The sequence below is a fragment of the Achromobacter sp. GD03932 genome (assembly GCF_029839485.1).
Classification (GTDB): Bacteria; Pseudomonadota; Gammaproteobacteria; order Burkholderiales; family Burkholderiaceae_B; genus Achromobacter; species Achromobacter bronchisepticus_A.
On sequence record NZ_JAOCAT010000002.1, the window covers coordinates 240,966 to 262,650 of the forward strand.

The following is a 21,685-nucleotide window of genomic DNA, read 5'->3' on the forward strand; positions in this document are numbered from 1 at the left end:
GCTTCGTCCGGTGTACCGGGTGAATCGCCGCGAATCGCGCGCCGCCCAGACCCTTACGAAGGATGGTTTCATGGTTTCCCGAATCTCCCGTTCGCCGCGCCCCGTGCGCGGCAAAGCCGTGCTGACGCCGCTGGCGGCGATGCTACGGGCAGCCGGCATGGGCTTGGCGCTGTTGGCCGCCACGGGGACGTCGCAACAGGCGGTGGCGGCCGATACGGTGAGCGCCGCTGCGCGCAAGCCCTACGCGATCGCCGCCGGTCCGTTAGGCGACGCGCTGGCTCAGTTTGCCGCCGCTGCCGGCGTGCCGCTGTCGTTCGATCCGGCCATGGTGTCGGGGTTGCGCACGAACGGGTTGGATGGCGCCTACACGGTGCAGGAAGGCTTTGTCCGTTTGCTGTCCGGATCGGGCTACGTCCTGTCGGAGCAGGGCGGAGGAGCCTATTCCCTGCGCAAGCTGCCGTCGGGATCGGATGCGTCGGCGACCGTATTGCCGGCAGTGACCGTAGCGGCTAGCGCAGCGGCGCCCTACGCGTTGCCGGCGGAGTACGACGGTGGCCAGGTGGCCCGGGGTGGACGGCTGGGATTGCTGGGCAACCGCGACGTGATGGACGTGCCATTCAATGTCACGAACTACACATCGGACCTGCTGGCGAACCGTCAGTCGGTGACGCTGGCGGATGCGTTGAACGTCGAGCCATCGGTGCGTTTTACCGGGCAGATCGGCGGCGTGACCGACTCTTTCTACATCCGGGGCTTTCCTATCGGCGAAGGCAACCTGGGTGAGATCGCCTTTGACGGGGTCTATGGCGTGGCGCCCAACTATCACGTCTACACCGACTACATCGAGCGGGTCGAAGTGCTGAAAGGACCGGCAGCGCTGCTGTACGGCATGTCGCCCAATAGCGGCGTGGGCGGCGTGATCAACATGGTGCCCAAGCGGGCGCTGCCGCAGGACCTGAGCCGCGTGTCCGCCGATTACGTGGGCGACTCGCAATTCGGCGCGCGCGCGGACCTGAGCCGCCGCTTCGGCAATGACGGCGAATGGGGCGTGCGCATCAACGGCATGCACCGGCAGGGCGATACGCCGCTGGACAATCTGTATTCGCGCACCGACATCGGCGCGCTGTCGCTGGACTACCAGGGCGAGCGGCTGCGCGCCTCGCTGGACCTGCTGACGCAGAATGAAAAGATCGACGCGCCCACGCGGCCTTTCCTGGTGGCGGCGGGCATCGATGTGCCGCATGCGGCGGACGGGCGGCGCAACGCCACGCAGCCCTGGGGCTGGTGGAAGTCAGACGGGCAATCGGCGCTGCTGCGGGTCGAGTACGACATCAGCGACCGCCTGACGGTGTTCGCCGACGCGGGCGGCTCGGACACGAACGTGTCGCGTCTGTCGGACCAGACGCCTACCATCGTCAACGAGGCCGGCGACACGGTGGTCACGCCGAACAATTTCAGGTTCGAGGTCAACCGCAGCACCTACAACGCAGGCCTGCGCGCCAAGCTGGATACAGGTCCGGTGCGCCATGCCATCAGCTTCATGGGCAGCCTGTACAGCGACCGGAACTCGCAGGCTAGCGTAATGGGCACGCCGCTCACGTCGAACATCTATCATCCGATCACGCGGCCGGAGCAGTACATCCCGGCGCCGGCCAACGTGCCCAAGATTTCCTCGTCCGATCTTTCCGGCCTGGCGTTGGCCGATACGCTGAGCATCCTGGACGAGCGCGCGCAGCTGACCCTGGGCGTGCGCCAGCAGCGCATCCAGTCCCGCAATTTCAACGCCACGACCGGCGTGCGCACCGTCAGCTACGACGAAAGCGCGACCACGCCGCTGGCGGGCATTGTCATCAAGCCCTGGAGCCATGTGTCGCTGTACGCCAATTACATCGAAGGCCTGAGCAAGGGCGACGTGGCGCCTGCCACCGCGTCCAACGCCGGCCAGGTGTTCAAGCCCTATAAGGCCAGGCAGAAGGAAGTGGGCGTGAAGGTGGACCTGGACAGCGCCATGCTGACCCTGAGCGCCTTCGAGATCACCAAGCCCAGCGGCCAGCTGACCAACGGCGTGTACGGCGCGGACAGCGAGCAGCGCAACCGCGGCCTGGAATTGAACCTGGCCGGTGAACCGTGGCGCGGCTTGCGCCTGCTGGGCGGTGTGACCTTGCTGGACGCGGAGCTGACGCGCGCCGGGAGCAAGGCGGTGGTCGGCAATCGGCCCGTGGGCGTGCCCAAGGTGTCGGTGAACCTGGGCGCGGAATGGGATACGCCTTGGGTCGCGGGCCTGACCCTGACCGGCAGCGTGATGCACACCGGCAGCGAATACATCAATCAGGCCAACACCCAGTCGGTGCCGTCGTGGACCACGTTCGACCTGGGCGCGCGCTATGCCACCAAGGTCTATGGTAAAGACCTCACGCTGCGCGCCAATGTCGTCAACGTGTTCAACCGGGCCTACTGGTCGGGCGTGGCCTCGTACGGCACGATTTCCCAAGGGGTGCCGCGCACGCTGATGCTGTCCGCGTCTATGGACTTCTGACCGGCGCTAGGAGGCCAGCAGCCCGCTGATGCGGGCCAGGTTGTCCAGCGTGCTGCGCAGGTGCTCCGCCAGTTCGGCTGCGGCCTCTTCGTTGCGTTCGTGTTCCAGCAGTTCCAGGATGGCCAGGTGCTGGTCGCAATGCTGGCGGTAGCGGCTGCGGTCCTGCATGGAGCGGTACGAGAGCAGCCGGCGCACGCGGTTCACGCGCTTGATGGCGTCGATGAAGAAGGGATTGCCCGAGGCCTCCACCAGCGATTCATGGAAGCGCACGCCGCGTTCGTGCAGCTGGTCGGCGGTGTCGGTGGCGATGCCGCCGTCCAGCAGGTGCTTTTCGGCGGCGCGGCAACGCGCCAGCACTTGCTTGTCGATGTGAAAGCCCGGCTCCAGCAGCGCGGCCGGCTCCAGCGCCAGCCGCAGACGGTAGGACTGCAGCAGGCTGTCGGGCGTGGTCATCATGGATGAGAATTCCCAGCCATAGCCGGGCCGCCGCTCTGCCCAGCCTTCCTGCGCGATGCGGCCCAACAGGGCTTGGGTCTGCGCCGCCGTCAGGCCATAGCGCGCGCGCAGCAGCGCTTCGCTGCATTGCATGGGCAGTTCGCCGCGCAGCAGTTCGTCGGCCAGCTTGAAGTAGCTGTGCGTGACGATGTCGTCAACGGAGGGCGGCGCCAGGTCCCCTTGCATGTGTGCCAGCGCGGCGTGATCCCGTTCCAGGAAATAGCCGCGGTTGGGTTTGCGCGAGACGACGCCGCGTTGCTCCAGGATGCCCAGCGCGTCGTTGACCGGCGAGCGCGACAGGCGCAGCCGGTCGGCAATCTTCTGCGCCGTCAGGTGCGCGCCCGCGGGCAGGCGGTCTGCCTGGATCAGCGCCAGGATTTTCGCGGCGGTATTGGATTGGGCGCTCATGCGTTGCGGACGGCGGAATGGATGGTGTCCGAGAGAATAGCGGGAATGACGCCGCCCATGCGCAGCAGCCTGACTTCCAGCCGGGTCTCGACCGCCGCCGTGGCCTGCAGCGTCTCTTCGGCGCCGCCGGCGCGCAGGATGCGGACCGCCACGGGCATGCGCGGCGTCAGCGCCGCGGCCGGGGCATCGATCTCGATCCTGTCGCCAGGCCGGATCCGCAGCGTTGCCGGCGTGAGGCCGGCGGGCAGGCGCAAGGGCAGGATGCCCATGCCGATCAGGTTGGAGCGATGGATGCGTTCGAAGCTGACCGCCAGCACGCAGCGGATGCCCAGCAGACGTTGCCCCTTGGCGGCCCAGTCGCGCGAGGAGCCGGTGCCATAGCGCTCGCCTGCCACCAGGACCACGGGCTGGCCGGCCCGGGCGTAGCGGCCGGCGGCCTCCCAGATCGGCTCCACCCGGCCGCTGGGCGCATGCAGCGTGTGGCCTACCGGCGCTTCGGGTATGAGCAGATTGACGAGGCTCTTGCTATAGAAGGCGGCGCGCAGCATCACCTGCCAGTTGCCGCGGCGCGATGCGAAGACGTTCAGGTCGTTGCGGTCGTCGCCGCGTTCGACCAGGAAGTCGGCGATCAGGCTGTCCGGCGGAATGGCGCTGGCGGGCGACAGGTGATCGGTGGTCACGTCGTCGCCCAGCACCAGCAGGGGATGCGCGGTGTAGCGGCCGAGCTGGCCGGCCGCTTCGGTGCTGGCGAAAGGCGGACGGCGCAGCGCGGTGGAGGCGGGGTCCCAGGGGAAGCGCGCCGAGTCCGGCGCTTGCAGCGCATGCCATGCCGGGTTGGCGCTGGCCATCCGGAAGGCCTGGCGGTAATCGGCGGGCTGCTGGCCGGCGGCAAGCGCGGCGTCTATCTCCGCGTCGTCAGGCCAGAGCTCGCGCAGATGGACGGCGCGGCCGTCGGGCGCGGCCTGCACGGGTTCGCAGCTCAGATCGCGTTCGGCGTCGCCCGCCAGCGCGTAGGCGATGACCAGCGCCGGCGACATGAGAAAGCCCAGATCCAGGTCTGGATGGATGCGGCCGGCGAAATTGCGGTTGCCGGACAGCACCGCCACGGGATGGACCGCGCCCGCCGCCATGGCCGCGCGCACGGACTCGGGCAGGGGGCCGGAATTGCCGATGCAGGTGGTGCAGCCGTAGCCCACGATGTCGAAGCCCACGGCGGACAGATCTTCCAATAGCCCGGCGCGCGCGAGATACGCCGCCGCCGCGGGCGAGCCGGGAGCCAACGAGGTCTTCACCCAGGCGGGCACGCGCAGGCCGGCCTGGCGCGCCTTGCGGGCCAGCAGGCCGGCCGCGGTAAGCAGCCGTGGATCCGAGGTATTGGTGCAACTGGTGATGGCGGCGATCGCCACGGCGTAGCGGGGCAGGCCGTGCGCAGGGACCGCAGGGGCACCCGCCAACCCGGCCAGGATGGCCTTGGCGTGTCCGTAGGGATGCAGGTCCTGCGGCCGCCGCGGACCGGCCACATGCACCTGCACGCGGTCCAGCGCGATGTCGACCACGCGCGTGTAACGCGGCTCGGCAGCGGGGTCGTAGGCGATGCCGGTGCGCTCGGCATAGGCCTGTACCTGCGCGATCAGCGTTTCGGGCCGGCCCGTCTGGCGCAGATAGGCCAGCGTCTGCCCGTCGATGGGGAAGTAGCCCGTGGTGGCGCCGTACTCGGGCGCCATGTTGGCCACCACGCAGCGGCTGCCGGCCGGCAGCGTGGCCACGCCCGGTCCGAAGAATTCCACGAACTCTCCGGACACCTGGATCTCGCGCAGGCGCTGCGTCACGGTCAAGGCCAGGTCGGTCGCGCTGACTCCCGCGCCCAGCGCGCCGGTCAGGCGCACGCCGATCACGTCGGGAATGCGCAGCAGCGTGGGCATGCCGAACATCACTGTCTGCGCCTCCAGGCCGCCCACGCCCCAGCCCAGCACGCCGATGCCGTTGACCATGGGCGTGTGGCTGTCGGTGCCTATCATCATGTCCGGATGCAGGGCGATGCCGTCGGCGTTTTCCTGCTCGCAGACCACTGTCGCGAGTTGCTCCAGATTGATGGTGTGCATGATGCCGGTGCCCGGCGGATGGATGCGCACATTGGACAGGGCCTTGGAGGCCCAGCGCAGGAAGCGGTAGCGCTCGGCGTTGCGGCGCAGCTCCAGGTCCAGGTTCAAGGCCGCGGCATCGGCGCGCGCATAGGACTGCACCGCCAGCGAATGGTCCACCGACACGTCCACGGGCAATACGGGATTCAGCGCGGAAGGATCCACGCCGGCCTCGGCCAGCGCGTCGCGCATCGCGGCGATGTCGACCAGGGCCGGGGTGCTGGTGGTGTCGTGCATCAGCACGCGCCCGGGCTGGAAGGCGATCTCGGCTTCGCTGGTGCCGTGCTCCAGCCAGCGGAACAGGGCCGCGGCGGCCGCGTCGCGCTCCGCGTCCTGCATATTGCGCAGCGCGTTTTCCAGCAGCAGCCGCAGGACCACGGGCAGGCGGAAATATTGGGCGCCGTACGTGCCGGGCAGGTCCAGGCAGGTATGGCGGACGCCATTGAGGGTGAAGACGGCGTGGCGAGGCGTGACGGCATGGATGTGCATGGCCGTCATTTTGCATATTACATTGTAAAAATGCAATTTAAGAAAATTGGGGGCGGATAGCCCGTAATTCGTCCCGACGTAGCCCGGATACCGCGGCCACGGGTTTAGCGCATGACGGAGTCCAGCGCGCTCAGGGCCGGCGGAATCATGGCCAGCAGGCGGGCCTTGCCCACGCCGTCCCTGGCTTGCACCGACAGGCCGTGCAGCACGACGGCGTAGTAGTCGCCCAAGGCCTGCACATCGGTGCCGGGCTTGAGTTCGCCCGCCTTCAGCGCGGCTTCGAGCCGGTCGATGATGGACTGCGTGCGCGCCTTGCGATGGGTGGTGAGCCACGCCATGACCGCTTCGTTTTCGGCGGCGTAATTGGTGGCGGCCGACACCACCATGCAGCCTTGCGGACGGCCGCGCCGGGTATAGGTGGCCACTGCGTCAGCCAGCAGCTTGGCGATGGCCTCGCGCACGCTTTCCGTGCCTTCCAACGCTTTTTCGGCGAAGGCGCCGTCGCCGGCTTCGTAACGCGCTACCGCTTCGCGGAACAGATCCTGCTTGGAGCCGAAAGCGGCATAGAGCCGTGCGGAAGCCAGTCCCGTCGCGGCCACCAGGTCCGCCATCGAAGTGCCTTCGTAACCCTGCTTCCAGAACGCAAGCATTGCCTGCTGAAGCGCCAGGTCGCGGTCGAATTCTCTGGGTCTGCCTGCCATGACGGTCTCGTTGAAATGAACTGAGGCGCAGTGTAACGCCGCATGTGCGCTGCCTGGCGTGCGTAGCCTGCGCTTGCGCCGATTCTTCGCATCGTCTATTCTTTGTCGTTCGACAAACAATTAGGTTTAAGAATCATGCAAACGATCAAAGGACCCAGCCTGCACCTGGCCCAGTTCAGCGACGCCGTCGCGCCCTTCAACAGCCTGCCCGCCATCGCGGAATGGGCGGCGGGCGTAGGCTTCAAGGCCTTGCAGATTCCCGCCTGGGACCAGCGCTTTTTCGACAGCGCGACGGCGGCCGTCAGCCAGGACTATTGCGACGAGATCAAGGGAACGCTGGCCGCCCATGGCCTGGTGATCAGCGAACTGACCAGCCATATCTACGGCCAGTCGCTGGCGGTGCATCCGGCCTACGACGCCATGGTCGACAGCTTTGCGCCGCTTAAGGCGCGGGGCAATCCGCAAGCCAGGACGGCGTGGGCGCGGCAAGGCCTGCTGGATACGGCGCGCGCATCGCGCAGGCTTGGCCTGACCGATATGGGCACGTTCTCGGGTTCACTGGCCTGGCCCTATCTGTTCCCGTTTCCGCAGCGTCCGGAAGGCCTGATCGAAGCGGCGTTCGATGAACTCGCCAAGCGCTGGCTGCCGGTGCTGGACGAGTGCGAAGAGCAGGGCGTGAACCTGTGCTTCGAGATTCATCCCAGCGAAGACTTGCACGATGGCATTTCCTTCGAGATGTTCCGCGAGCGCGTGGGCGGCCATGCGCGTTGCGCCATTCTGTTCGACCCCAGCCACTTCGTGCTGCAACAGCTGAATTACCTGGAATACCTGGACATCTACAAGGACCACATCCGCATGTTCCATGTGAAGGACGCGGAGTTCAATCCGACTGGCCGGCAGGGCATCTATGGCGGATACCAGTCCTGGATCAACCGGGCCGGGCGCTTCCGCTCGCTGGGAGACGGGCAGGTGGACTTCAAGGCGATCTTCTCGAAGCTGGCGCATTACGACTACCAGGGCTGGGCCACGCTGGAATGGGAATGCTGCCTGAAGGACCAGGAGACCGGCGCGCGCGAGGGCGTGGAGTTCATCAACCGCCACATCATTCCGGTTACCTCCAAGGTCTTTGACGACTTCGCTGGCGCGGCCATCGACAAGCAACAGATCAACGCCCTGCTGGGCATCGCATGAACGGCCCGCGCCGCATCGGAAATCATCCATGACACACCAGAACTTTTCCTTCGACGCCTTTTCACACCAGTACGTCCATGTCGGCGGACACCGCATCCATTGCGCCACGGCGGGCTCCGGCACGCCCGTGCTGCTGATTCCGGGCTGGCCCCAGACCTGGTACACGTGGCGCCACGTCATGGCGGCGCTGGCGCAGGCCGGCTACCAGGCGATCGCGGTGGATCCGCCCGGCACCGGCGATTCCGACCGTCCGGCATCGGGCTATGACACCGGTGCCATCGCCGCCACGCTGCACCAGTTGATGGCGCAGCTGGGCCACGCGCGCTACCAGGTGGTGGGCCACGATATCGGCATGTGGGTGGCCTACGCGCTGGCCAGCGATTTTCCGGCGGCGGTGAGCCGGCTGGCGCTGACGGAAGCCGTCATACCCGGCCTGGCGCCCGCGCCCACGATCTTCGCGCCGCCGCAGGAGAACATCTTCCTGTGGCACTTCATGTTCAATCAGTTGCACGATCTGCCCGAGACGCTGATCGCGGGCAGGGAAAAGGCCTACCTGACCTTCATCTTCGACAAGTGGTCGCATCGCCGCGACCGGGTCGCGGCCGAGGTCTACATCGACGCCTATGCGGCGCCCGGCGGACTGCGCGGCGGATTCGCATACTACCGCGCCATTCCGGAGACCATCAGGCAGAACGCGCTGCGCGCCAAGCGCATGCTGGAAATGCCCACGCTGGCCATCGGCGCCGAGCATGCGACCCGCGACGCGCCGCTCGTCACCATGCGCGAGAATGCCCGGAATCTGCAGGGGGCGATCATTGCCGACTGCGGGCATTTCGTCACCGAGGAATGCCCCGAAGCCTTCCTGGAGCACCTGCTCCCGTTCCTGTCGCGGGAGGGCTGAAGGTGGCGCTCGACCCTCGCATCAATGCCTATCTGAGCCGTCTGTCCGCGGTGTCGGGGCCCATGGTGCTCGAAGAGATCCGGGCAGAGACTGAAATCAGTCTGCGCAAGCTGCAGGGCCCGGACGAAGAAGTAGGGGCAACGGAGTTGCACCAGGCCGTTTGCGGGCAAGGCCAGCCGTTGCGGATCAGGTCCTATACGCCGGCCGGCAGGGAACACGAAACCGGTCTGCCTGCCCTGGTGTACGCGCATGGCGGCGGCTGGTTCCAGTGTTCGCTGGAACTCTATGACAATCCTTGCCGGGCGCTGGCCAACGCCACGCAATGCAAGGTGTTTTCGGTGGATTACCGCCTGGCGCCGGAGCACAAGTTCCCCGTGCCGGTCGAGGATTTCTACCGCGGCGTGCAATGGGTGTGCGACAACGCCGAAAGCCTGCGCATCGATGCCGCCCGCATCGCGGTGGGGGGCGACAGCGCGGGCGGCAACCTTGCGGCCACGGTGGCGCTGATGGCGCGGGACCGGGGCGGTCCGGCCATCGCCCATCAGTTGCTGCTGTACCCGGTGCTCGACTATTCGTTTTCGACCGAGTCGTACAGGACCTATGGGCAGAACTTCTTCCTGACCGAGGAGGTCATGCGGTACTGCTGGTTCACCTATCTGCTCAACGAGAGCGACGGCGCCTCGCCGTACGCCTCGCCGGCGCGGGCGGAATCGCTGGCAGGCCTGCCGCCCGCGACGCTGCTGGCCTGCGAATACGACCCCGTGCGCGACGAGGCCGAGGCTTATGTGCGGCGCCTGCGCGAAGCCGGCGTTCCGGTCGGCGCCCACAGGCTGGAAGGCATGGTGCATGCCTGCATCCACATGCTGGGCCTGACCCCCGCGGCCCGGCGGCTATTCGACCTGGCCGGGCAGGCTTTGCGGTCGGCCTTCGGGGCCTGATGCCGCGCAAGCCTCCTGCGTTGTGCAGGAGGCTTGCAGTATGCTTACCGGCTTCCAGAACATTCCCGACCTTGCTGCAATGACTGATTTCCCCTTCGATGCCGTGCTGTTCGACTGCGACGGCGTCCTGGTCGATTCCGAACCCATCACCAGCCGCGTGCTGACCGAAATGCTCAATGAACTGGGCTGGGGCATCACGCATGCGGAAACCATGCAGATCTTCACGGGCAAGGCCGTCAGGGATGAGCTGCCGCTGATCGAGTCGCGCACGGGCGCCACGATCACGCCGGACTGGTTCGATCAATTCCGCCAGCGCCGCAACGCCGCGCTGGATCGGGATCTGGTCGAGATCCCCGGCGCGCCGGACGCGGTGCGGGCGCTGCATGTGGCCTTGGGCGGCCGCATCGCCGTGGCTTCGGGCGCGGACCGGCGCAAGGTGGAGCTGCAGCTCGCCAAGGTCGGCATTGCGGAGTGCTTTCGCGAGCGCGTCTTCAGCGGCCATGAAATGCCGCGCAGCAAGCCTTATCCGGACGTGTACCTGGCGGCCGCGCAGGCGCTGGGCGTGGACCCCCGGCGTTGCGCCATCGTGGAAGACACGGTGACCGGCGCCACGGCCGGGGTGGCCGCCGGCGCCACGGTGTTCGGCTATAGCCCGGACGCCAACGGCCATAGCGGCGCAGAGGCCTTGCGCGGCGTGGGCGTGGCCCACGTGTTTACCGACATGGGCGCCCTGCCAGGGTTGTTGGCGGGGTGGCGCCAGGCCGCCTAGGGGGCTGGCGCGCCGAACGGTCTTTAACCCGCGTATTGCTCGCCGCCGTCCAGGTCTATCACCGTGCCGCTCAGGTAGCCCGCGCGCGGCGAAGCGCCGAACACGATCATGTCGGCGACTTCGCCGGGTTCCATCAGGCGTCCGAAAGGCAGGTCCGACAACGTTTCCTGCCAGCGGCTTTCGTCGCCCCAGCGCGCCTGGGCGCGCTGTTTGGCCAGCGTCAGCACGCGGTCGGTGCGGGTACGCGAGGGATTCACGCCGAAGACGCGCACGCCATGGCGCGGCGCATCCCCGCCCAGGGCGCGGGTGAAGCCGATCAGCGAGGCATTGGCCGCCGCGCCGCAGATGTAGTCGGCGCGCGGCGCCGCCCCGCCCATGCCGATGATGTTGGCGATGACGCCGGCGCCGGCTTCGCGCATGCGCGGGTAGTAGTGCCGGGCCAGATCGATGTAGCCGTAGACCTTCAGTTCCCACCCCGCGCGCCAGCGTTCGTCCTGCACCTGGTCCAGCGCCCCGCCGGGCACCGCGCCGGCATTGTTCACCAGGATGTCGATATCGCCCGCTTCCTGGCTCAGGTGTTGCACCGCGCCGGGTTGGGCGAGGTCTAGCGCAATGGTCCGGGGCTGCTTGCTGGTTTGTTCGTGTATGGCCTCGGCCGCCGCGCGCAGCGCCGCCCCGTCGCGCGACACCAATATCGGATCGGCGCCCTCGCGGGCGAAGGCGAGCGCGCAGGCCAAGCCTATGCCCTTGGATGCGCCCGTGATGAGCACGCGTTTACCGTCCAGCTGCAAATCCATATAACCCTCCGGTTGGTTTCGTGCGCAGTCGTGCGCGACGCCTCGAAGTTTGTACCCCAGTCGCACCCGCTAGTGCCAGCGGGGCTCGGCGCCTGCTATGCTGGCCGGACCATTTCCCATCAAAAAAGGGGGGGACGGCGATGACGGAAATCTGGCTGGAAATCTGGTCCACCGCGCGCAGCGAGTTCGCCGACATCCCCGATGTGGGCGAGGCGACCCGCATCGTGCTGCGCCTGAGCATGGCGATGCTGCTGGGCGGCCTGCTGGGCTACGAGCGCGAGCGCAGCGGCAAGGATGCGGGCTTGCGCACCCACATGCTGGTGGCGCTGGGAGCGGCGATCTTCGTGCTGGTGCCGCTGCAGGGCGGCATGGAAGTCGGCGACCTGAGCCGCGTGCTGCAGGGCGTGATCGCCGGCATTGGTTTCCTGGGCGCGGGCGCCATCATTAAACTGAGCGGCGAGCGCGAGATCCGCGGGTTGACCACCGCGGCCGGCATCTGGATGACGGCGGCCATCGGCGCCGCGGCGGGCATGGGGCGCGAGGCCACCGCCGTGGTCAGCACGCTGATGGCCCTTTTCGTGCTGGCGGTGCTGCGGCGGGTCGAGGCGCGCATCGCCGCCCGCAAGGAACGCGGCCTCATCTCTACGGACGCCAAGTAGATCCGGCGCAGGCGTTTCAGTTGCCGCCGGACACGTCGATGAACGAACCGCTGGTGTAGCCGGCCTCGTCCGAGAACAGCCACATCACCGCGCCCGCCACTTCTTCGACGGTGCCGCCGCGGCGCAGCGGAATCACGCCCTTCAGGCGGTCCACGCGGCCGGGTTCGCCGCCGCTGGCGTGCATGTCGGTGTAGATGGTGCCGGGACGCACGCCGTTGACGCGGATGCCTTCCGGCGCGACTTCCTTGGACAGGCCGATGGTCATCGTGTCCATGGCGCCCTTGGAGGCGGCGTAGTCCACGTATTCGTTGGGCGAGCCCAGCCGGGCGGCCGCGGACGAGACGTTGACGATGGCGCCGCCCTGGCCGCCATGGCGCGTCGACATGCGGCGCACCGCCTCGCGGGCGCACAGGAAGGCGCCGATCACATTGGTGGACAGCACGCGCAGCAGGCGCTCGGCGCTCATCTGGTCCACGCGCATCTGCTGTTCGAGGATGCCGGCGTTGTTGACCAGCGCGTCGATGCGGCCCAGTTGTCGATCCAGTTCGCCGTACATGCGCAGCACCTGGTCCTCTTGCGAGACATCGGCCTGCAGGGCAACGGCGCGGCCGCCGCCCTGCACGATTTCCGCGACCACCGCGTGCGCGGTGTCGGCGTTGGCATGGTAGTTGACGCCTACCGCGTAGCCGCGGCGGGCGGCCAGCTTGGCGACGGCGGCGCCGATGCCGCGGCCACCGCCCGTGACGAGCATGATTTTGGACATGGCTTGCTCCTGGTGGGCTTACACCTTAGCAGATGGCGGCGGGCTCAGATCCAGACGTCGTTGGGGGCGCTGCGCTCGCCGCCCTGGTCGCCGGTGTTGCGCACGCCGCGCGGTTCGATCAGCAGCATTTGGACTTCTTCGAGCGCACAGGGCTTGTGCTCCACGCCCTTGGGGACCACGGCCATTTCGCCTGGGCCGAGGTCGATGTGGCCGTCGCGCAGTTCGATGCGCAAGCGGCCCTCGATGACGATGAAGGTCTCGTCGGTGTCGCCGTGGCTGTGCCACACGAATTCACCCTGTATTTTCACCAGCTTGAACTGGTAGTCGTTCATCTCGGCGACGACCTTGGGCATCCAGTGTTCGGAAAACAGCGCCAGTTTTTCGGCGAAATTGATGGGAAGGATATCGGGCATGGGACGGCCTGCGGGCGGGGTTGAGCAGACCCAAGGATAGAAGGCCGGGCGGGCGCCGTCTTGTACGATCGTGCAGCCTTGCGCGCAGGCCAGTGGCTCAGCGGCGCAGCATGCGGCGCCAGCGGTCGGGCGCCATGCCGTAGGTCTGGGCGTGGCGGCGCGTCAGGTGGCTCTGGTCGGTGAAGCCCGCCGCGGCGGCCGCTTGCGCCAGCGGCATGCCCGCGGCGATCAGGCGCCGGGCCTGGTCCAGGCGGCGCAGCATTACGTAGCGGTAGGGACTGGTGCCGAACAGCGCGCGGAAGTCGCGCGACAGGCTCCAGCGGTCCGTGCCTGCGGCCGCTGACAGCTGTTCCAGGGTGATGGACTGTTCGAGCGAGGCGTGGATGTACTGGCGCGCGCGCTCGGCGGCGGCGTAGTCGACGCTGCGGCGCGCGGGCTTGCCGCCGGCCGCGGCGCACAGGGCATGGCTCAGCTCGTACAGCGCGTCGTCTTCCTGCAGCGGGTCGATGGACTCATGCGTGTCCTGCAGCAGGCTGGCGCTGGCGGCGTACAGCCGCGGATCGGCCGAGATGCCGCCGGGGATGAACGGCAGCGGCCGTCCGCCCAGGATCTGCTGGATAAGCGCAGGCTCGACGTAGATCATGCGGTAATGGAAACCGGCCTCGGTGCCGGCCTGTCCGTCGTGGACTTCGTCGGGATGCAGCACGATGGTGCCGCCGGGCAGGCTGTGCCGCAGCCCGCGGCGGTAGTGGAAGCTCTGTACGCCCGACAGCGTGCGGCCGATGGCGTAGGTGTCGTGGCGGTGCATGCCGTAGCCGGGACCGCCGAAGTAGGCCTCGATGCGCTCCAGCTGGCCCGAGGGCGCTGCGCGCAGTATCCAGTCTTGCTTCAATCCGCCTCCCGCAGCAGCCTCAGTCCCACCAGAGGATAGCGCGTTTCCTGCGTGTTCCAGTTGCGGTAGGAGGCGCGCGTGTACAGCGCCCAGGTATGCCAGGAGCCGCCGCGGCGCACGCGCACGTTGCCGCTGGCGGGGCCTTGCGGGTCGTCCACCGGCGAATGCGCGTAGTAGTCCTCGCCGTACCAGTCCGAGACCCATTCCCAGGCGTTGCCGTGCATGTCGTACAGGCCGAAGGCATTGGGCGCGTAGCTGGCGACCGGGGCGGTGAAAGCGTGGCCGTCGGCGCGGGCGGAAGCGTGCGCCTGCCATTTGGGCCAGAGCGGCGCGGCGTCGGCGTCGAAGCCGTTGCCGACGTCGGGCATGGCGGCGGGATCGTCGCCGTTCTGGTAGCGGGTGCGCGTGCCGGCGCGGCAGGCGTATTCCCATTCGGCCTCGGTGGGCAGGCGGTAGACCTTGCCCTCGGTCTGGGTCAGCCAGCGGGCCAGCGCCGTGGCGTCGTTCCAGCTGATGTTGACGACGGGATGGTCGTCGCCCTGGGCAAAGCCCGGATTGCGCCAGGAGTAGCGGCGGTCGCGGCCTTCGAAGGCGTCGCCGCGCTCGGACTTGTCGGGGTCGTACTGCGGGTTGTAGCCATAGCCGCCGGTGCCGTCGGCCTCCGACTCCGGCACGTACCCGGAAGCTTCGACGAAGCGGCGGAACTGGCCCACGGTGACTTCCGTGCGTTCCAGGTAGAACGGGCGGGTGATGCGCACCGTATGCACCGGCGCTTCATCGGACAGCTGGGCGTAGCGGTCCGGCGGATACAGCGGATAGTCGCGCGCCAGCGCCTCGGGCGCTTCGTCGCTGCCCATCTGGAAGCTGCCGGCCGGTACGCGGACAAAGGTCATGCCCAGTGAATTTTCGATCAGGGCGGGCGGTTCGCCCGACCAGCAAGGCGCCGATACGAGGGTGCAGAGCAAAGCCAGGGCGGTGCGTGTGCGCATGGGAATCCGGTAGGCGGAGCATGAGGGGTGCGCAATAGTAGAGCCGCCGCTCGCGGCCGGCCAGACGCGGGGAACCCTCATGTCGCGGCGGGGGCTCAGCCGGCGCGGCGGATGGTGAAGTTGATGCGCTGGCTGCCCAGCCGCGGATGCGGCAGGTCCTTGATGGGCATGATGCCGTGGTAGCGCAGCCGGTCGACGCCGCCCCATACGGCCACGTCGCCATGGAACAGCGGCGTGCGGCTGGCCTTGTCGGCGCGCTGGTCGCCGCCGAAGAGGAACATGGCGGGCATGCCCAGCGACACGGAGACGATGGGCGCGCCGTAGTCGCGTTCGTTCCTGTCCTGGTGCAGCGACAGGCGCGAGCCGGGCTCATAGCGGTTGACCAGGCAGGCGTCGGGCTCGAAGCCGGGAAAGCCGGCCTCGGCCGCGGCGGCTTGCGCCAGCTGCAGAAAGGCCAGCGGCATGGCGGGCCAGGGCTGGCCGGAAAGCGGATCGATGCGCGCATAGCGATAGCCGCGCGCGTCGCTGGTCCAGCCCAGCTGTCCGCAATTGGTCAGCGCCACCGACATGGTGTAGCCGCCGGGAGTTTCCATGTGCCGGAAGGGCGCCTGCGCGGTCACGGCATCGACCCCGGCGAGCAGGGCGTCCATCACGGGCAGGGCAAAACCGCGCAGCACCACGGATTGCGGGCCGAGCACGACGCGCCCGCCGTGCGCGGCGCCATCGTCGCCGTTCTCGCCAAACAGGTCCAGGTTGGCAGCCATGTCAGCCTACAGCAGCGGTTCCAGCGGCAGCAGCGACACGAACCAGACCGACAGGCGCTGCCACACCGTGGTGCCGGGTTCGGTGTCGTGCCGTATGGTGTGGCCGTTGCGCTGCTCCAGCCAATAGAGCTGGCCCTTGTCGTCCAGGCAGACGCGGTAGGCGGACTTGGGCAGGTCATTGTCGAACGCGTCGGCGATGCGGCGCGCCAGCGTGGGGCTGTCTATGACGAAGCCCAGTTCGGTGTTGAGCTTGGCCGAGCGCGGGTCGAAGTTGAAGGAGCCGACGAAGATGCGCTGGCCGTCGACGGCGAAGGTCTTGGCATGCAGGCTGGAGCCCGAGCTGCCGAAGGGGCCCATGCTCTTGTTGCGTTCGACTTCGGCGCCCATGCGCTTCATTTCGTAGAGTTCCACGCCGCTGGCCAGCAGGTCCTTGCGGCGCTTGGCGTAGCCGGAATGCACCACGGCGACGTCCGTGGCTTCGAGCGCATTGGTGAGGACCTTGACCTTGATGCCGCTGCGCGCCATTTGTCCGAAGGACTCGGTGCCGACGGCGGTAGGCACGAAATAGGGCGACACCAGTTCGAGATCGGTGGTGGGGGTGCCGATGATTTCATGCAGCTGATGCGGCAGCATCGCCTCGGGTGGCGCGGTGCCCAGCGTCTTGCGCGGATCGTCGCTGACCATGCGCGTGTCGGCCCACTCCAGTGTCAGCTGGCCTTGCAGCAGTTGCTGGATGAAGGGCAGCTTGCGCATGGCGTCGGCATAGGCGGCGGCTTCGGGAGAGCGCTCGACCCGGGTGGCGGCCTGTTCCAGTTCGTCGAGTTCGCCGGGGCTGGTCTTCTTCAGCAGCCGGTCTACCGGGTAGGCAGAGTCGCTGGCCCAGTAGCGGTCGAAATCCGTCGACACGTCATTGACCGCGGCGCCGATGGCCAACACGTCCAGGTCGGTGAAGAGCACGCCGCTGGCCGCGCCGAAGTACTCATCGCCGATGTTGCGCCCGCCGATGATGGTGGCCTGGTTGTCCGCGGTGAAGGACTTGTTGTGCATGCGGCGGTTCAGGCGGCTGAAGTCCGTCACGTAGCCCAGGGACTTGGGCCAGCGCAGCACGAAGGGGTTGTACAGCCGCACCTCGATGTTCGGGTGCGCATCCAGGGCGGCCAGTTCCTCGTCCAGCCCGGAGGTGCCGTTGTCGTCCAGCAGCAGCCGCACGCGCACGCCGCGGTCGGCCGCGACGTGCAGGGCTTCCAGCAGCATGGTGCCGGTCATGTCCTTGTGCCAGATGTAGTACTGCACGTCCAGGCTGCGTTCGGCGGCGCGCGCCAGCAGCATGCGGGCGGCGAAGGCGTCGTAGGCGTCGGGCAGGGGGTGGATGCCCGATTTGCCGGGATGTTTGGCGGCCAGCGGTGCGATGGCCCGGCCCAGGGCGGTGTCCTGCGACGCCTCGGGCGTCAGGGCGTGGGATACGCTGCGGTTGTCCAGCGGCGGCAAGCCGCAGCCGCTCAGGAGGCTCAGGCAAAGGGCGGTCATCATCAGGGGTTTGGCCAGGTGCATGACCCGTATTGTGCCGAAATCGCGGCGCGGGTTGGTTGCGGCGGCGGTTCGTCCGCGGCGCTTGACGTATTTCCGTATTTGAGAGAAATTCTCTAATATGGAAAATTCAAACGAACCCGACGCCGATCTGGACCGGCGCATCGCGGGCCGGCTCAAGGCGTTGCGCCAGGAGCGCAACTGGTCGCTGGACGAGCTGGCCGCCCGCGCCGGTCTCAGCCGCGCCACCCTGTCGCGCCTGGAGAACGCCGAGGTCAGCCCGACCGCCAGCGCGCTGGGCAAGCTGTGCGCGGCCTATGGCATGACCATGTCGCGCCTGATGCTCATGGTCGAGGACGATTTCGTGCCGCTGGTGCCGCAGCAGGCGCAGGCCGTGTGGGTGGACGCCAGTGCGGGATTCCGCCGCCGCTCGGTGTCACCGCCCGCGCAGCAATTGGCGGGCGAGGTGCTGGCGTGCGAACTGGAGCCCGGCACGCGCATCGCCTACGAGCGGTCGCCCCGGCCGGGGCTTGAACACCATCTGCTGATGCTGGAAGGCGAACTGGCCATCACCGTCGACGGGCAGGCGCATGGCTTGTCGCAGGGCGACTGCCTGCGCTACCAGCTGTTTGGCGCCAGCGAATTCTCAACCCCGCCGCATTGCGGCGCCCGTTATCTGCTCTTCATCGTCTGAGTCCATCATGTCCCATCCGAATCCTGAATTGACCCTGCTGTCGGCGGATGCCGCCGACGTTCTCGTGCCCGAGCTGGCCGAGCTGCTGCGCGCCTGCGTGCAGGGCGGCGCCAGCGTGAGCTTCGTACTGCCGTATTCGTCGGACGAGGCGCAGGCCTTCTGGCGCGCCAAGGTGTTGCCGGCGGTCGCCGGCGGCAAGTCCGCGCTGTGGGTGGCGCGCCAGGACGGACGCGTCGCGGGGTCGGTGCAGCTGGATTGGGACACGCCGCCCAATCAGCCCCACCGCGCCGAGGTGCGCAAGCTGCTGGTGCATCCGGATTTCCGCCGCCGCGGCATCGCCCGCGCCCTGCTGGCCGAGGCGGAAGCCATGGCAGTGCGTCAGGGCCGCAGCCTGATCACGCTGGACACGCGCACGGGCGATAGCGCCGAGCCGCTGTATGCGTCGCAGGGCTACCAGACGGTGGGAGTGATACCGGGTTTCAGCCGCGATCCGCATGATGCCGCCAAGCTGGACGGCACCACCATCATGTACAAGCAGCTGTAATGGACGCTGCCGCCGCAGGCGGCAGCGGCAGGCCTCAGGCCAGCGGCTTGATGCCCACGCTGTACGGCGGGGCGTTGCCGCGCGCCGGGGCCTTGATCTTCAGCATCGAGCCGCCAGGGGTGAATTCGAACTCCTGGTAGGGCACTTCGAACCATTGATGAAAGCTGGTGCGCGAGAATTCCGGCACCCAGACCTTGGCGCGCTTGGCATCGCAGTGGAATTCGACCAGCGTGCGGTCTATGCCCAGCGGACGGGTATTGCCGATGCGGTAGCTGACTTTGAGTTCGGCGCGCGCGGTCGAGCCGGGGCGCCAGGCCAGGCCGACAGATTCCATGAATTTTTCGATCGCCTCGATACCGCGATGCATGACTGACTCCGAATGCGGGCGGGCGCTAGGCCCAAGAAAAGTGCTGTTTCCCGCAGCGCTGCGGCAAACACCCCGAATTATCCGTCATTCCAGGCCCGGGCGTCTCCCGGCTTGCATCCCGTCAATCGGCGCCATTGAGTAAAGCAAATGGACGGCGCGCGGCCAGGCCCGCACCATGGCATCCATGTCCTCTATAAGACCTGCGCGGCCCGCGCCGGTCCGGACGCAAAATCCTAGGAGTCATCATGGCAAATTTCATACTGGCATTGGTCAACGCGGAACTCTCTCTCTTCGGCGTCGAGACGCCCGGCGCGGCGCAGGAACCGTCAGCCGCGCCGCAAGCGGCAAGCGCGCCGGCATTCGATAGCGAGCACTACCGCAGCGCGTTGGGCTGAGCGCGAGCGGAACACAGCATTGCAGGAATAGGCAGGTTTCACGCAAGAACGAGCCTGTACGCGCAGGCTGGCGATTCTTACCATCTCTTCCAGGGTCGGGGCGGCGAGTCCATTGCGGATGCGCTGGCTCCGCCACGCTGCCGGGCGCGTTGCCGGCAGCACACGCAAGGGAAGGGAATCGCATGAATACCGAAAAAATCTGGTTGGTGACGGACGCATCCGCGGGCCTGGGCCTGGTCCTGGTGAAGATGTTGCTGGACTTGGGCCACAAGGTCGCGGCGACCTCGCAGGACGGCGATGCGCTGCTGGACGCGGTGGGCGCCAAGCTGGAGGGGCGGTTCCTGCCCCTGACGGTGGACCTGGCCGATGAGCGTAAGGTGCAACGCGCGGTGGATGCCGCGGTGACAGCCTTCGGCGGGCTGGACGTGGTGGTGAACAACGCGGGCCATGGCCTGCGCGGCGCGCTGGACAGCCTGCCGGACGAGGACTTGCGCGACACCTTCGACATCAATGTGTTCGCCACACTGAACGTGATCCGCGCGGCCCTGCCGCGCATGCGCGCGCAGCGCAGCGGCCACGTGTTCAATATCTCGTCGATCCTGGGCTTTGATGGCGGCCGGGCCGATTGGGGCGCCTATAGCGCCGCCAAGTTCGCCGTCAGCGGCCTGACCGAAGCCCTGGCCGCCGAGGCCGCGCCGTTCGGCATCCGGGTGTCGCTGGTCTATCCAGGCGCGCTGCGCATCGCGGACGGCGAGCAAGCGCCCGAGCGGGCGGCGCGCAATGCGCAGGCGCGCGACGCGGACGGAGATCCGGCCAAGATGGCGCGCACGCTGATCAACGCGGCCCAGGCGCAATATGCGCCTCTGCACCTGTTCCTGGGGCGCGACGCCTTCGACCAGGCGCGCGCCAAGATCCAGACCGTGCAGCAGGAGTTGGCGCGCTGGCGCGAGATGTCCGTGTCGATTGGCTTCGTGGACGAAAGGCGGATGGCCGCCTGACTTTCCGTCCGACGGCCGGCCTCAGGCCGTCCAGCCTTGCACCGCCTGGTAGGCGCCCAGGAGCGCCAGGCTCACCATGAAGCAGCGCTTGAAGGCCTGCGCCGACATCCTGCCGCGCAGCCATGTGCCCAGCGCCATCCCGGCCAGCGCGGGCAGCAGCATCAGCAAGGACGCGCCGGCGGCTTCGGGCGCGTAGCCGCCGTTGACGCCCAGGCCGATCGCCAGCGCCACCGTGGACACCGTGAACGAGATGCCCATGGCCTGGATCAGGCCGTCCTTGCCCAGGTTCAGGGCTTGCAGATAAGGCACCGCGGGGATGACGAACACGCCGGTCGCCGCGGTGATGACCCCGGTAATGGCGCCGACCGATACGCCCACCAGCCCTTGATGGCGCCGCGGCGCCCTGGGCGGCGAGCCGAACAGGCCCCAGGCGGCATAAGCCACCAGCGCCAGCCCCAGGCATACGCTGGCCCAATGCCCCGAAGGCGGACCGAGCCACAGCGCACCGCCTATCGTGCCGGCGCAGACGCCGGCCTGCATGGCGCCGATGCGGCGCAGCACCTGGGGCAGCGTGGCCCAAGGCCGGGCCTGCCAGAGGTTGGTGATGAGGGACGGCACGATCAGCAATGCCGCGGCCTGGGCCGGGGCCATGACCAGCGCCAGCATGGCCATGGAGATGGTGGGCAGTCCCAGCCCCACGACGCCCTTGACCACGCCGGCCAGGATGAATACCGATACGGTGACGGCAAGCAGCGTCGGCGTGCCGCCGGGAAACAGGTCCAGGAGGTTCATGCGGGCTCGCAGGCGACGGTGAGGCCGTCGCGCGGACGGCCGAACAGGGCGTAGGCAACATCGTCCGCGCCCTTGCCGTCCTGGCGGGCCGCGCGCAGCAGCCACCGCCGTCCCTCGCACAGGTCGGCGCGCAGGGACTCTCCGTAGAGCGCCGGACCGCCCAGCAGCGCGATGCCCAGCATGCGCTGCGCTGGCGCGTGACCGTCGCTGGCGGCCGCGCGCAGCCACTGTGTCATGGCGGCGTAGTCGCCCTGGGTCTGGGCTTCCAGCGCCAGCGCGTATTTCTGCGCGGGCGTGGTGTGCGGGTCCAGGCTGCCGGCTACGGCCAGGCCTGAGCCGTGCAGGCTCAGGGCCAGCAGGACAAGAGCGGGCCAATGGACCCGGGGGCGCCGCGGTGTGATGGTTTTCATGGAATTTCCCTGGATTGGAAGGGGCGAGACTTGATTGTCATCCGCGGCGCCCTGGGACCGGTATCGGGATCTTGCGTAGTTGGCCTATGGCACAGCCTGAGGGGTGCCGTGC

At 67.9% G+C, this 21,685-nt stretch carries 23 protein-coding genes; 10 read left to right on the forward strand and 13 right to left on the reverse strand.

The genetic code is table 11. The annotated features are described in order from the left end of the window. Window positions 1-70 precede the first annotated feature (70 nt). Complete coding sequence (locus N5C88_RS02835) at window positions 71-2,536, forward strand: TonB-dependent receptor (protein ID WP_280014646.1); 2,466 nt, start codon at window positions 71-73, stop codon at window positions 2,534-2,536. Between the two features lie 6 nt (window positions 2,537-2,542). On the opposite strand, the gene N5C88_RS02840 is transcribed toward N5C88_RS02835, so the two are convergent. From N5C88_RS02840 to N5C88_RS02850, 3 genes are all read right to left on the reverse strand, one after another. Further along, a complete protein-coding gene (locus N5C88_RS02840) occupies window positions 2,543-3,439 on the reverse strand; it encodes a GntR family transcriptional regulator (protein WP_118932963.1) in 897 nt (298 codons plus the stop codon). Continuing rightward, window positions 3,436-6,069, reverse strand: coding sequence for an aconitate hydratase AcnA (gene acnA / locus N5C88_RS02845; RefSeq protein ID WP_280014647.1), 2,634 nt, complete (start codon window positions 6,067-6,069; stop codon window positions 3,436-3,438). Before acnA ends, N5C88_RS02840 begins: the two co-directional genes overlap by 4 nt. 104 nt (window positions 6,070-6,173) lie before the next feature. Further along, window positions 6,174-6,770, reverse strand: a complete 597-nt coding sequence (locus N5C88_RS02850) for a TetR/AcrR family transcriptional regulator (RefSeq protein ID WP_118932964.1) — start codon at window positions 6,768-6,770, stop codon at window positions 6,174-6,176. A 135-nt stretch (window positions 6,771-6,905) separates the two neighbouring features. On the opposite strand from N5C88_RS02850, the gene N5C88_RS02855 reads away from it, so the two are divergent. From N5C88_RS02855 to N5C88_RS02870, 4 genes are all read left to right on the forward strand, one after another. Then, window positions 6,906-7,961 carry a sugar phosphate isomerase/epimerase family protein gene (locus tag N5C88_RS02855; protein ID WP_251879453.1) on the forward strand — a complete coding sequence of 352 codons (1,056 nt, stop codon included), beginning with the start codon at window positions 6,906-6,908 and terminating at the stop codon, window positions 7,959-7,961. A gap of 28 nt (window positions 7,962-7,989) precedes the next feature. Beyond that, complete coding sequence (locus N5C88_RS02860; protein WP_059378805.1) at window positions 7,990-8,862, forward strand: alpha/beta hydrolase; 873 nt, start codon at window positions 7,990-7,992, stop codon at window positions 8,860-8,862. Between the two features lie 2 nt (window positions 8,863-8,864). Continuing rightward, window positions 8,865-9,800 (forward strand): alpha/beta hydrolase, encoded by a 936-nt coding sequence (locus N5C88_RS02865; RefSeq protein WP_280014648.1) that lies wholly within the window; start codon window positions 8,865-8,867, stop codon window positions 9,798-9,800. 79 nt (window positions 9,801-9,879) lie between these two features. Then, on the forward strand, window positions 9,880-10,569 hold the full coding sequence (locus tag N5C88_RS02870; RefSeq protein WP_118932984.1) for an HAD family phosphatase: 690 nt from the start codon (window positions 9,880-9,882) through the stop codon (window positions 10,567-10,569). A gap of 23 nt (window positions 10,570-10,592) precedes the next feature. Here N5C88_RS02870 and N5C88_RS02875 read toward each other — a convergent pair whose 3' ends face one another. After that, window positions 10,593-11,366, reverse strand: a complete 774-nt coding sequence (locus N5C88_RS02875; protein ID WP_280014649.1) for an SDR family oxidoreductase — start codon at window positions 11,364-11,366, stop codon at window positions 10,593-10,595. A gap of 140 nt (window positions 11,367-11,506) precedes the next feature. Between N5C88_RS02875 and N5C88_RS02880 the strand changes: the two genes are divergently transcribed. Next, window positions 11,507-12,025 (forward strand): MgtC/SapB family protein, encoded by a 519-nt coding sequence (locus N5C88_RS02880; RefSeq protein WP_118932967.1) that lies wholly within the window; start codon window positions 11,507-11,509, stop codon window positions 12,023-12,025. A gap of 16 nt (window positions 12,026-12,041) precedes the next feature. On the opposite strand, the gene N5C88_RS02885 is transcribed toward N5C88_RS02880, so the two are convergent. The 6 genes from N5C88_RS02885 to N5C88_RS02910 all read right to left on the reverse strand — a co-directional run bounded on the left by N5C88_RS02885 (window position 12,042) and on the right by N5C88_RS02910 (window position 17,397). Continuing rightward, window positions 12,042-12,788, reverse strand: coding sequence for an SDR family oxidoreductase (locus N5C88_RS02885; protein WP_059378814.1), 747 nt, complete (start codon window positions 12,786-12,788; stop codon window positions 12,042-12,044). 44 nt (window positions 12,789-12,832) lie between these two features. Then, on the reverse strand, window positions 12,833-13,201 hold the full coding sequence (locus N5C88_RS02890) for a cupin domain-containing protein (protein ID WP_280014650.1): 369 nt from the start codon (window positions 13,199-13,201) through the stop codon (window positions 12,833-12,835). Window positions 13,202-13,298: 97 nt separating this feature from the next. Then, window positions 13,299-14,093: an AraC family transcriptional regulator gene (locus N5C88_RS02895; protein ID WP_118932970.1), complete on the reverse strand. Its 795-nt coding sequence runs from the start codon at window positions 14,091-14,093 to the stop codon at window positions 13,299-13,301. Further along, a complete protein-coding gene (locus tag N5C88_RS02900; protein ID WP_280014651.1) occupies window positions 14,090-15,082 on the reverse strand; it encodes a formylglycine-generating enzyme family protein in 993 nt (330 codons plus the stop codon). The genes N5C88_RS02895 and N5C88_RS02900 overlap by 4 nt, the downstream gene beginning before the upstream one ends. Window positions 15,083-15,177: 95 nt before the next feature. After that, complete coding sequence (gene alkB / locus N5C88_RS02905; RefSeq protein ID WP_251879464.1) at window positions 15,178-15,846, reverse strand: DNA oxidative demethylase AlkB; 669 nt, start codon at window positions 15,844-15,846, stop codon at window positions 15,178-15,180. Between the two features lie 6 nt (window positions 15,847-15,852). Beyond that, window positions 15,853-17,397 carry a phospholipase D family protein gene (locus tag N5C88_RS02910; RefSeq protein ID WP_280014652.1) on the reverse strand — a complete coding sequence of 515 codons (1,545 nt, stop codon included), beginning with the start codon at window positions 17,395-17,397 and terminating at the stop codon, window positions 15,853-15,855. 97 nt (window positions 17,398-17,494) lie between these two features. Between N5C88_RS02910 and N5C88_RS02915 the strand changes: the two genes are divergently transcribed. Both N5C88_RS02915 and N5C88_RS02920 read left to right on the forward strand, forming a co-directional pair. After that, window positions 17,495-18,067, forward strand: a complete 573-nt coding sequence (locus tag N5C88_RS02915) for a helix-turn-helix transcriptional regulator (RefSeq protein WP_059378827.1) — start codon at window positions 17,495-17,497, stop codon at window positions 18,065-18,067. 7 nt (window positions 18,068-18,074) lie between these two features. After that, window positions 18,075-18,611, forward strand: a complete 537-nt coding sequence (locus tag N5C88_RS02920; protein WP_280014653.1) for a GNAT family N-acetyltransferase — start codon at window positions 18,075-18,077, stop codon at window positions 18,609-18,611. A gap of 34 nt (window positions 18,612-18,645) precedes the next feature. Here the strand turns inward: N5C88_RS02920 and N5C88_RS02925 are convergent, their stop codons facing one another. After that, window positions 18,646-18,978 carry a hypothetical protein gene (locus N5C88_RS02925; protein ID WP_059378829.1) on the reverse strand — a complete coding sequence of 111 codons (333 nt, stop codon included), beginning with the start codon at window positions 18,976-18,978 and terminating at the stop codon, window positions 18,646-18,648. 245 nt (window positions 18,979-19,223) lie between these two features. Here N5C88_RS02925 and N5C88_RS02930 point away from each other — a divergent pair, with 245 nt between their 5' ends. Further along, window positions 19,224-19,373: a hypothetical protein gene (locus tag N5C88_RS02930; RefSeq protein WP_165867857.1), complete on the forward strand. Its 150-nt coding sequence runs from the start codon at window positions 19,224-19,226 to the stop codon at window positions 19,371-19,373. A 182-nt stretch (window positions 19,374-19,555) separates the two neighbouring features. Continuing rightward, window positions 19,556-20,371: an SDR family NAD(P)-dependent oxidoreductase gene (locus N5C88_RS02935; protein WP_251879472.1), complete on the forward strand. Its 816-nt coding sequence runs from the start codon at window positions 19,556-19,558 to the stop codon at window positions 20,369-20,371. A gap of 21 nt (window positions 20,372-20,392) precedes the next feature. Here the strand turns inward: N5C88_RS02935 and N5C88_RS02940 are convergent, their stop codons facing one another. Beyond that, window positions 20,393-21,163, reverse strand: coding sequence for a sulfite exporter TauE/SafE family protein (locus tag N5C88_RS02940; protein ID WP_251879473.1), 771 nt, complete (start codon window positions 21,161-21,163; stop codon window positions 20,393-20,395). Next, window positions 21,160-21,573 carry a sel1 repeat family protein gene (locus N5C88_RS02945; protein ID WP_280014654.1) on the reverse strand — a complete coding sequence of 138 codons (414 nt, stop codon included), beginning with the start codon at window positions 21,571-21,573 and terminating at the stop codon, window positions 21,160-21,162. The genes N5C88_RS02940 and N5C88_RS02945 overlap by 4 nt, the downstream gene beginning before the upstream one ends. Window positions 21,574-21,685: the final 112 nt, after the last annotated feature.

Bases quoted from the DNA above. Each gene is read 5' to 3' on its own strand.
- N5C88_RS02835 (WP_280014646.1), top strand. From the start codon at position 71: ATGGTTTCCCGAATCTCCCGTTCGCCGCGCCCCGTGCGCGGCAAAGCC.
- N5C88_RS02840 (WP_118932963.1), bottom strand. From the start codon at position 3,439: ATGAGCGCCCAATCCAATACCGCCGCGAAAATCCTGGCGCTGATCCAG.
- acnA (WP_280014647.1), bottom strand. From the start codon at position 6,069: ATGCACATCCATGCCGTCACGCCTCGCCACGCCGTCTTCACCCTCAAT.
- N5C88_RS02850 (WP_118932964.1), bottom strand. From the start codon at position 6,770: ATGGCAGGCAGACCCAGAGAATTCGACCGCGACCTGGCGCTTCAGCAG.
- N5C88_RS02855 (WP_251879453.1), top strand. From the start codon at position 6,906: ATGCAAACGATCAAAGGACCCAGCCTGCACCTGGCCCAGTTCAGCGAC.
- N5C88_RS02860 (WP_059378805.1), top strand. From the start codon at position 7,990: ATGACACACCAGAACTTTTCCTTCGACGCCTTTTCACACCAGTACGTC.
- N5C88_RS02870 (WP_118932984.1), top strand. From the start codon at position 9,880: ATGACTGATTTCCCCTTCGATGCCGTGCTGTTCGACTGCGACGGCGTC.
- N5C88_RS02875 (WP_280014649.1), bottom strand. From the start codon at position 11,366: ATGGATTTGCAGCTGGACGGTAAACGCGTGCTCATCACGGGCGCATCC.
- N5C88_RS02880 (WP_118932967.1), top strand. From the start codon at position 11,507: ATGACGGAAATCTGGCTGGAAATCTGGTCCACCGCGCGCAGCGAGTTC.
- N5C88_RS02885 (WP_059378814.1), bottom strand. From the start codon at position 12,788: ATGTCCAAAATCATGCTCGTCACGGGCGGTGGCCGCGGCATCGGCGCC.
- N5C88_RS02890 (WP_280014650.1), bottom strand. From the start codon at position 13,201: ATGCCCGATATCCTTCCCATCAATTTCGCCGAAAAACTGGCGCTGTTT.
- N5C88_RS02900 (WP_280014651.1), bottom strand. From the start codon at position 15,082: ATGCGCACACGCACCGCCCTGGCTTTGCTCTGCACCCTCGTATCGGCG.
- alkB (WP_251879464.1), bottom strand. From the start codon at position 15,846: ATGGCTGCCAACCTGGACCTGTTTGGCGAGAACGGCGACGATGGCGCC.
- N5C88_RS02910 (WP_280014652.1), bottom strand. From the start codon at position 17,397: ATGCACCTGGCCAAACCCCTGATGATGACCGCCCTTTGCCTGAGCCTC.
- N5C88_RS02915 (WP_059378827.1), top strand. From the start codon at position 17,495: ATGGAAAATTCAAACGAACCCGACGCCGATCTGGACCGGCGCATCGCG.
- N5C88_RS02920 (WP_280014653.1), top strand. From the start codon at position 18,075: ATGTCCCATCCGAATCCTGAATTGACCCTGCTGTCGGCGGATGCCGCC.
- N5C88_RS02925 (WP_059378829.1), bottom strand. From the start codon at position 18,978: ATGCATCGCGGTATCGAGGCGATCGAAAAATTCATGGAATCTGTCGGC.
- N5C88_RS02930 (WP_165867857.1), top strand. From the start codon at position 19,224: ATGGCAAATTTCATACTGGCATTGGTCAACGCGGAACTCTCTCTCTTC.
- N5C88_RS02935 (WP_251879472.1), top strand. From the start codon at position 19,556: ATGAATACCGAAAAAATCTGGTTGGTGACGGACGCATCCGCGGGCCTG.
- N5C88_RS02940 (WP_251879473.1), bottom strand. From the start codon at position 21,163: ATGAACCTCCTGGACCTGTTTCCCGGCGGCACGCCGACGCTGCTTGCC.
- N5C88_RS02945 (WP_280014654.1), bottom strand. From the start codon at position 21,573: ATGAAAACCATCACACCGCGGCGCCCCCGGGTCCATTGGCCCGCTCTT.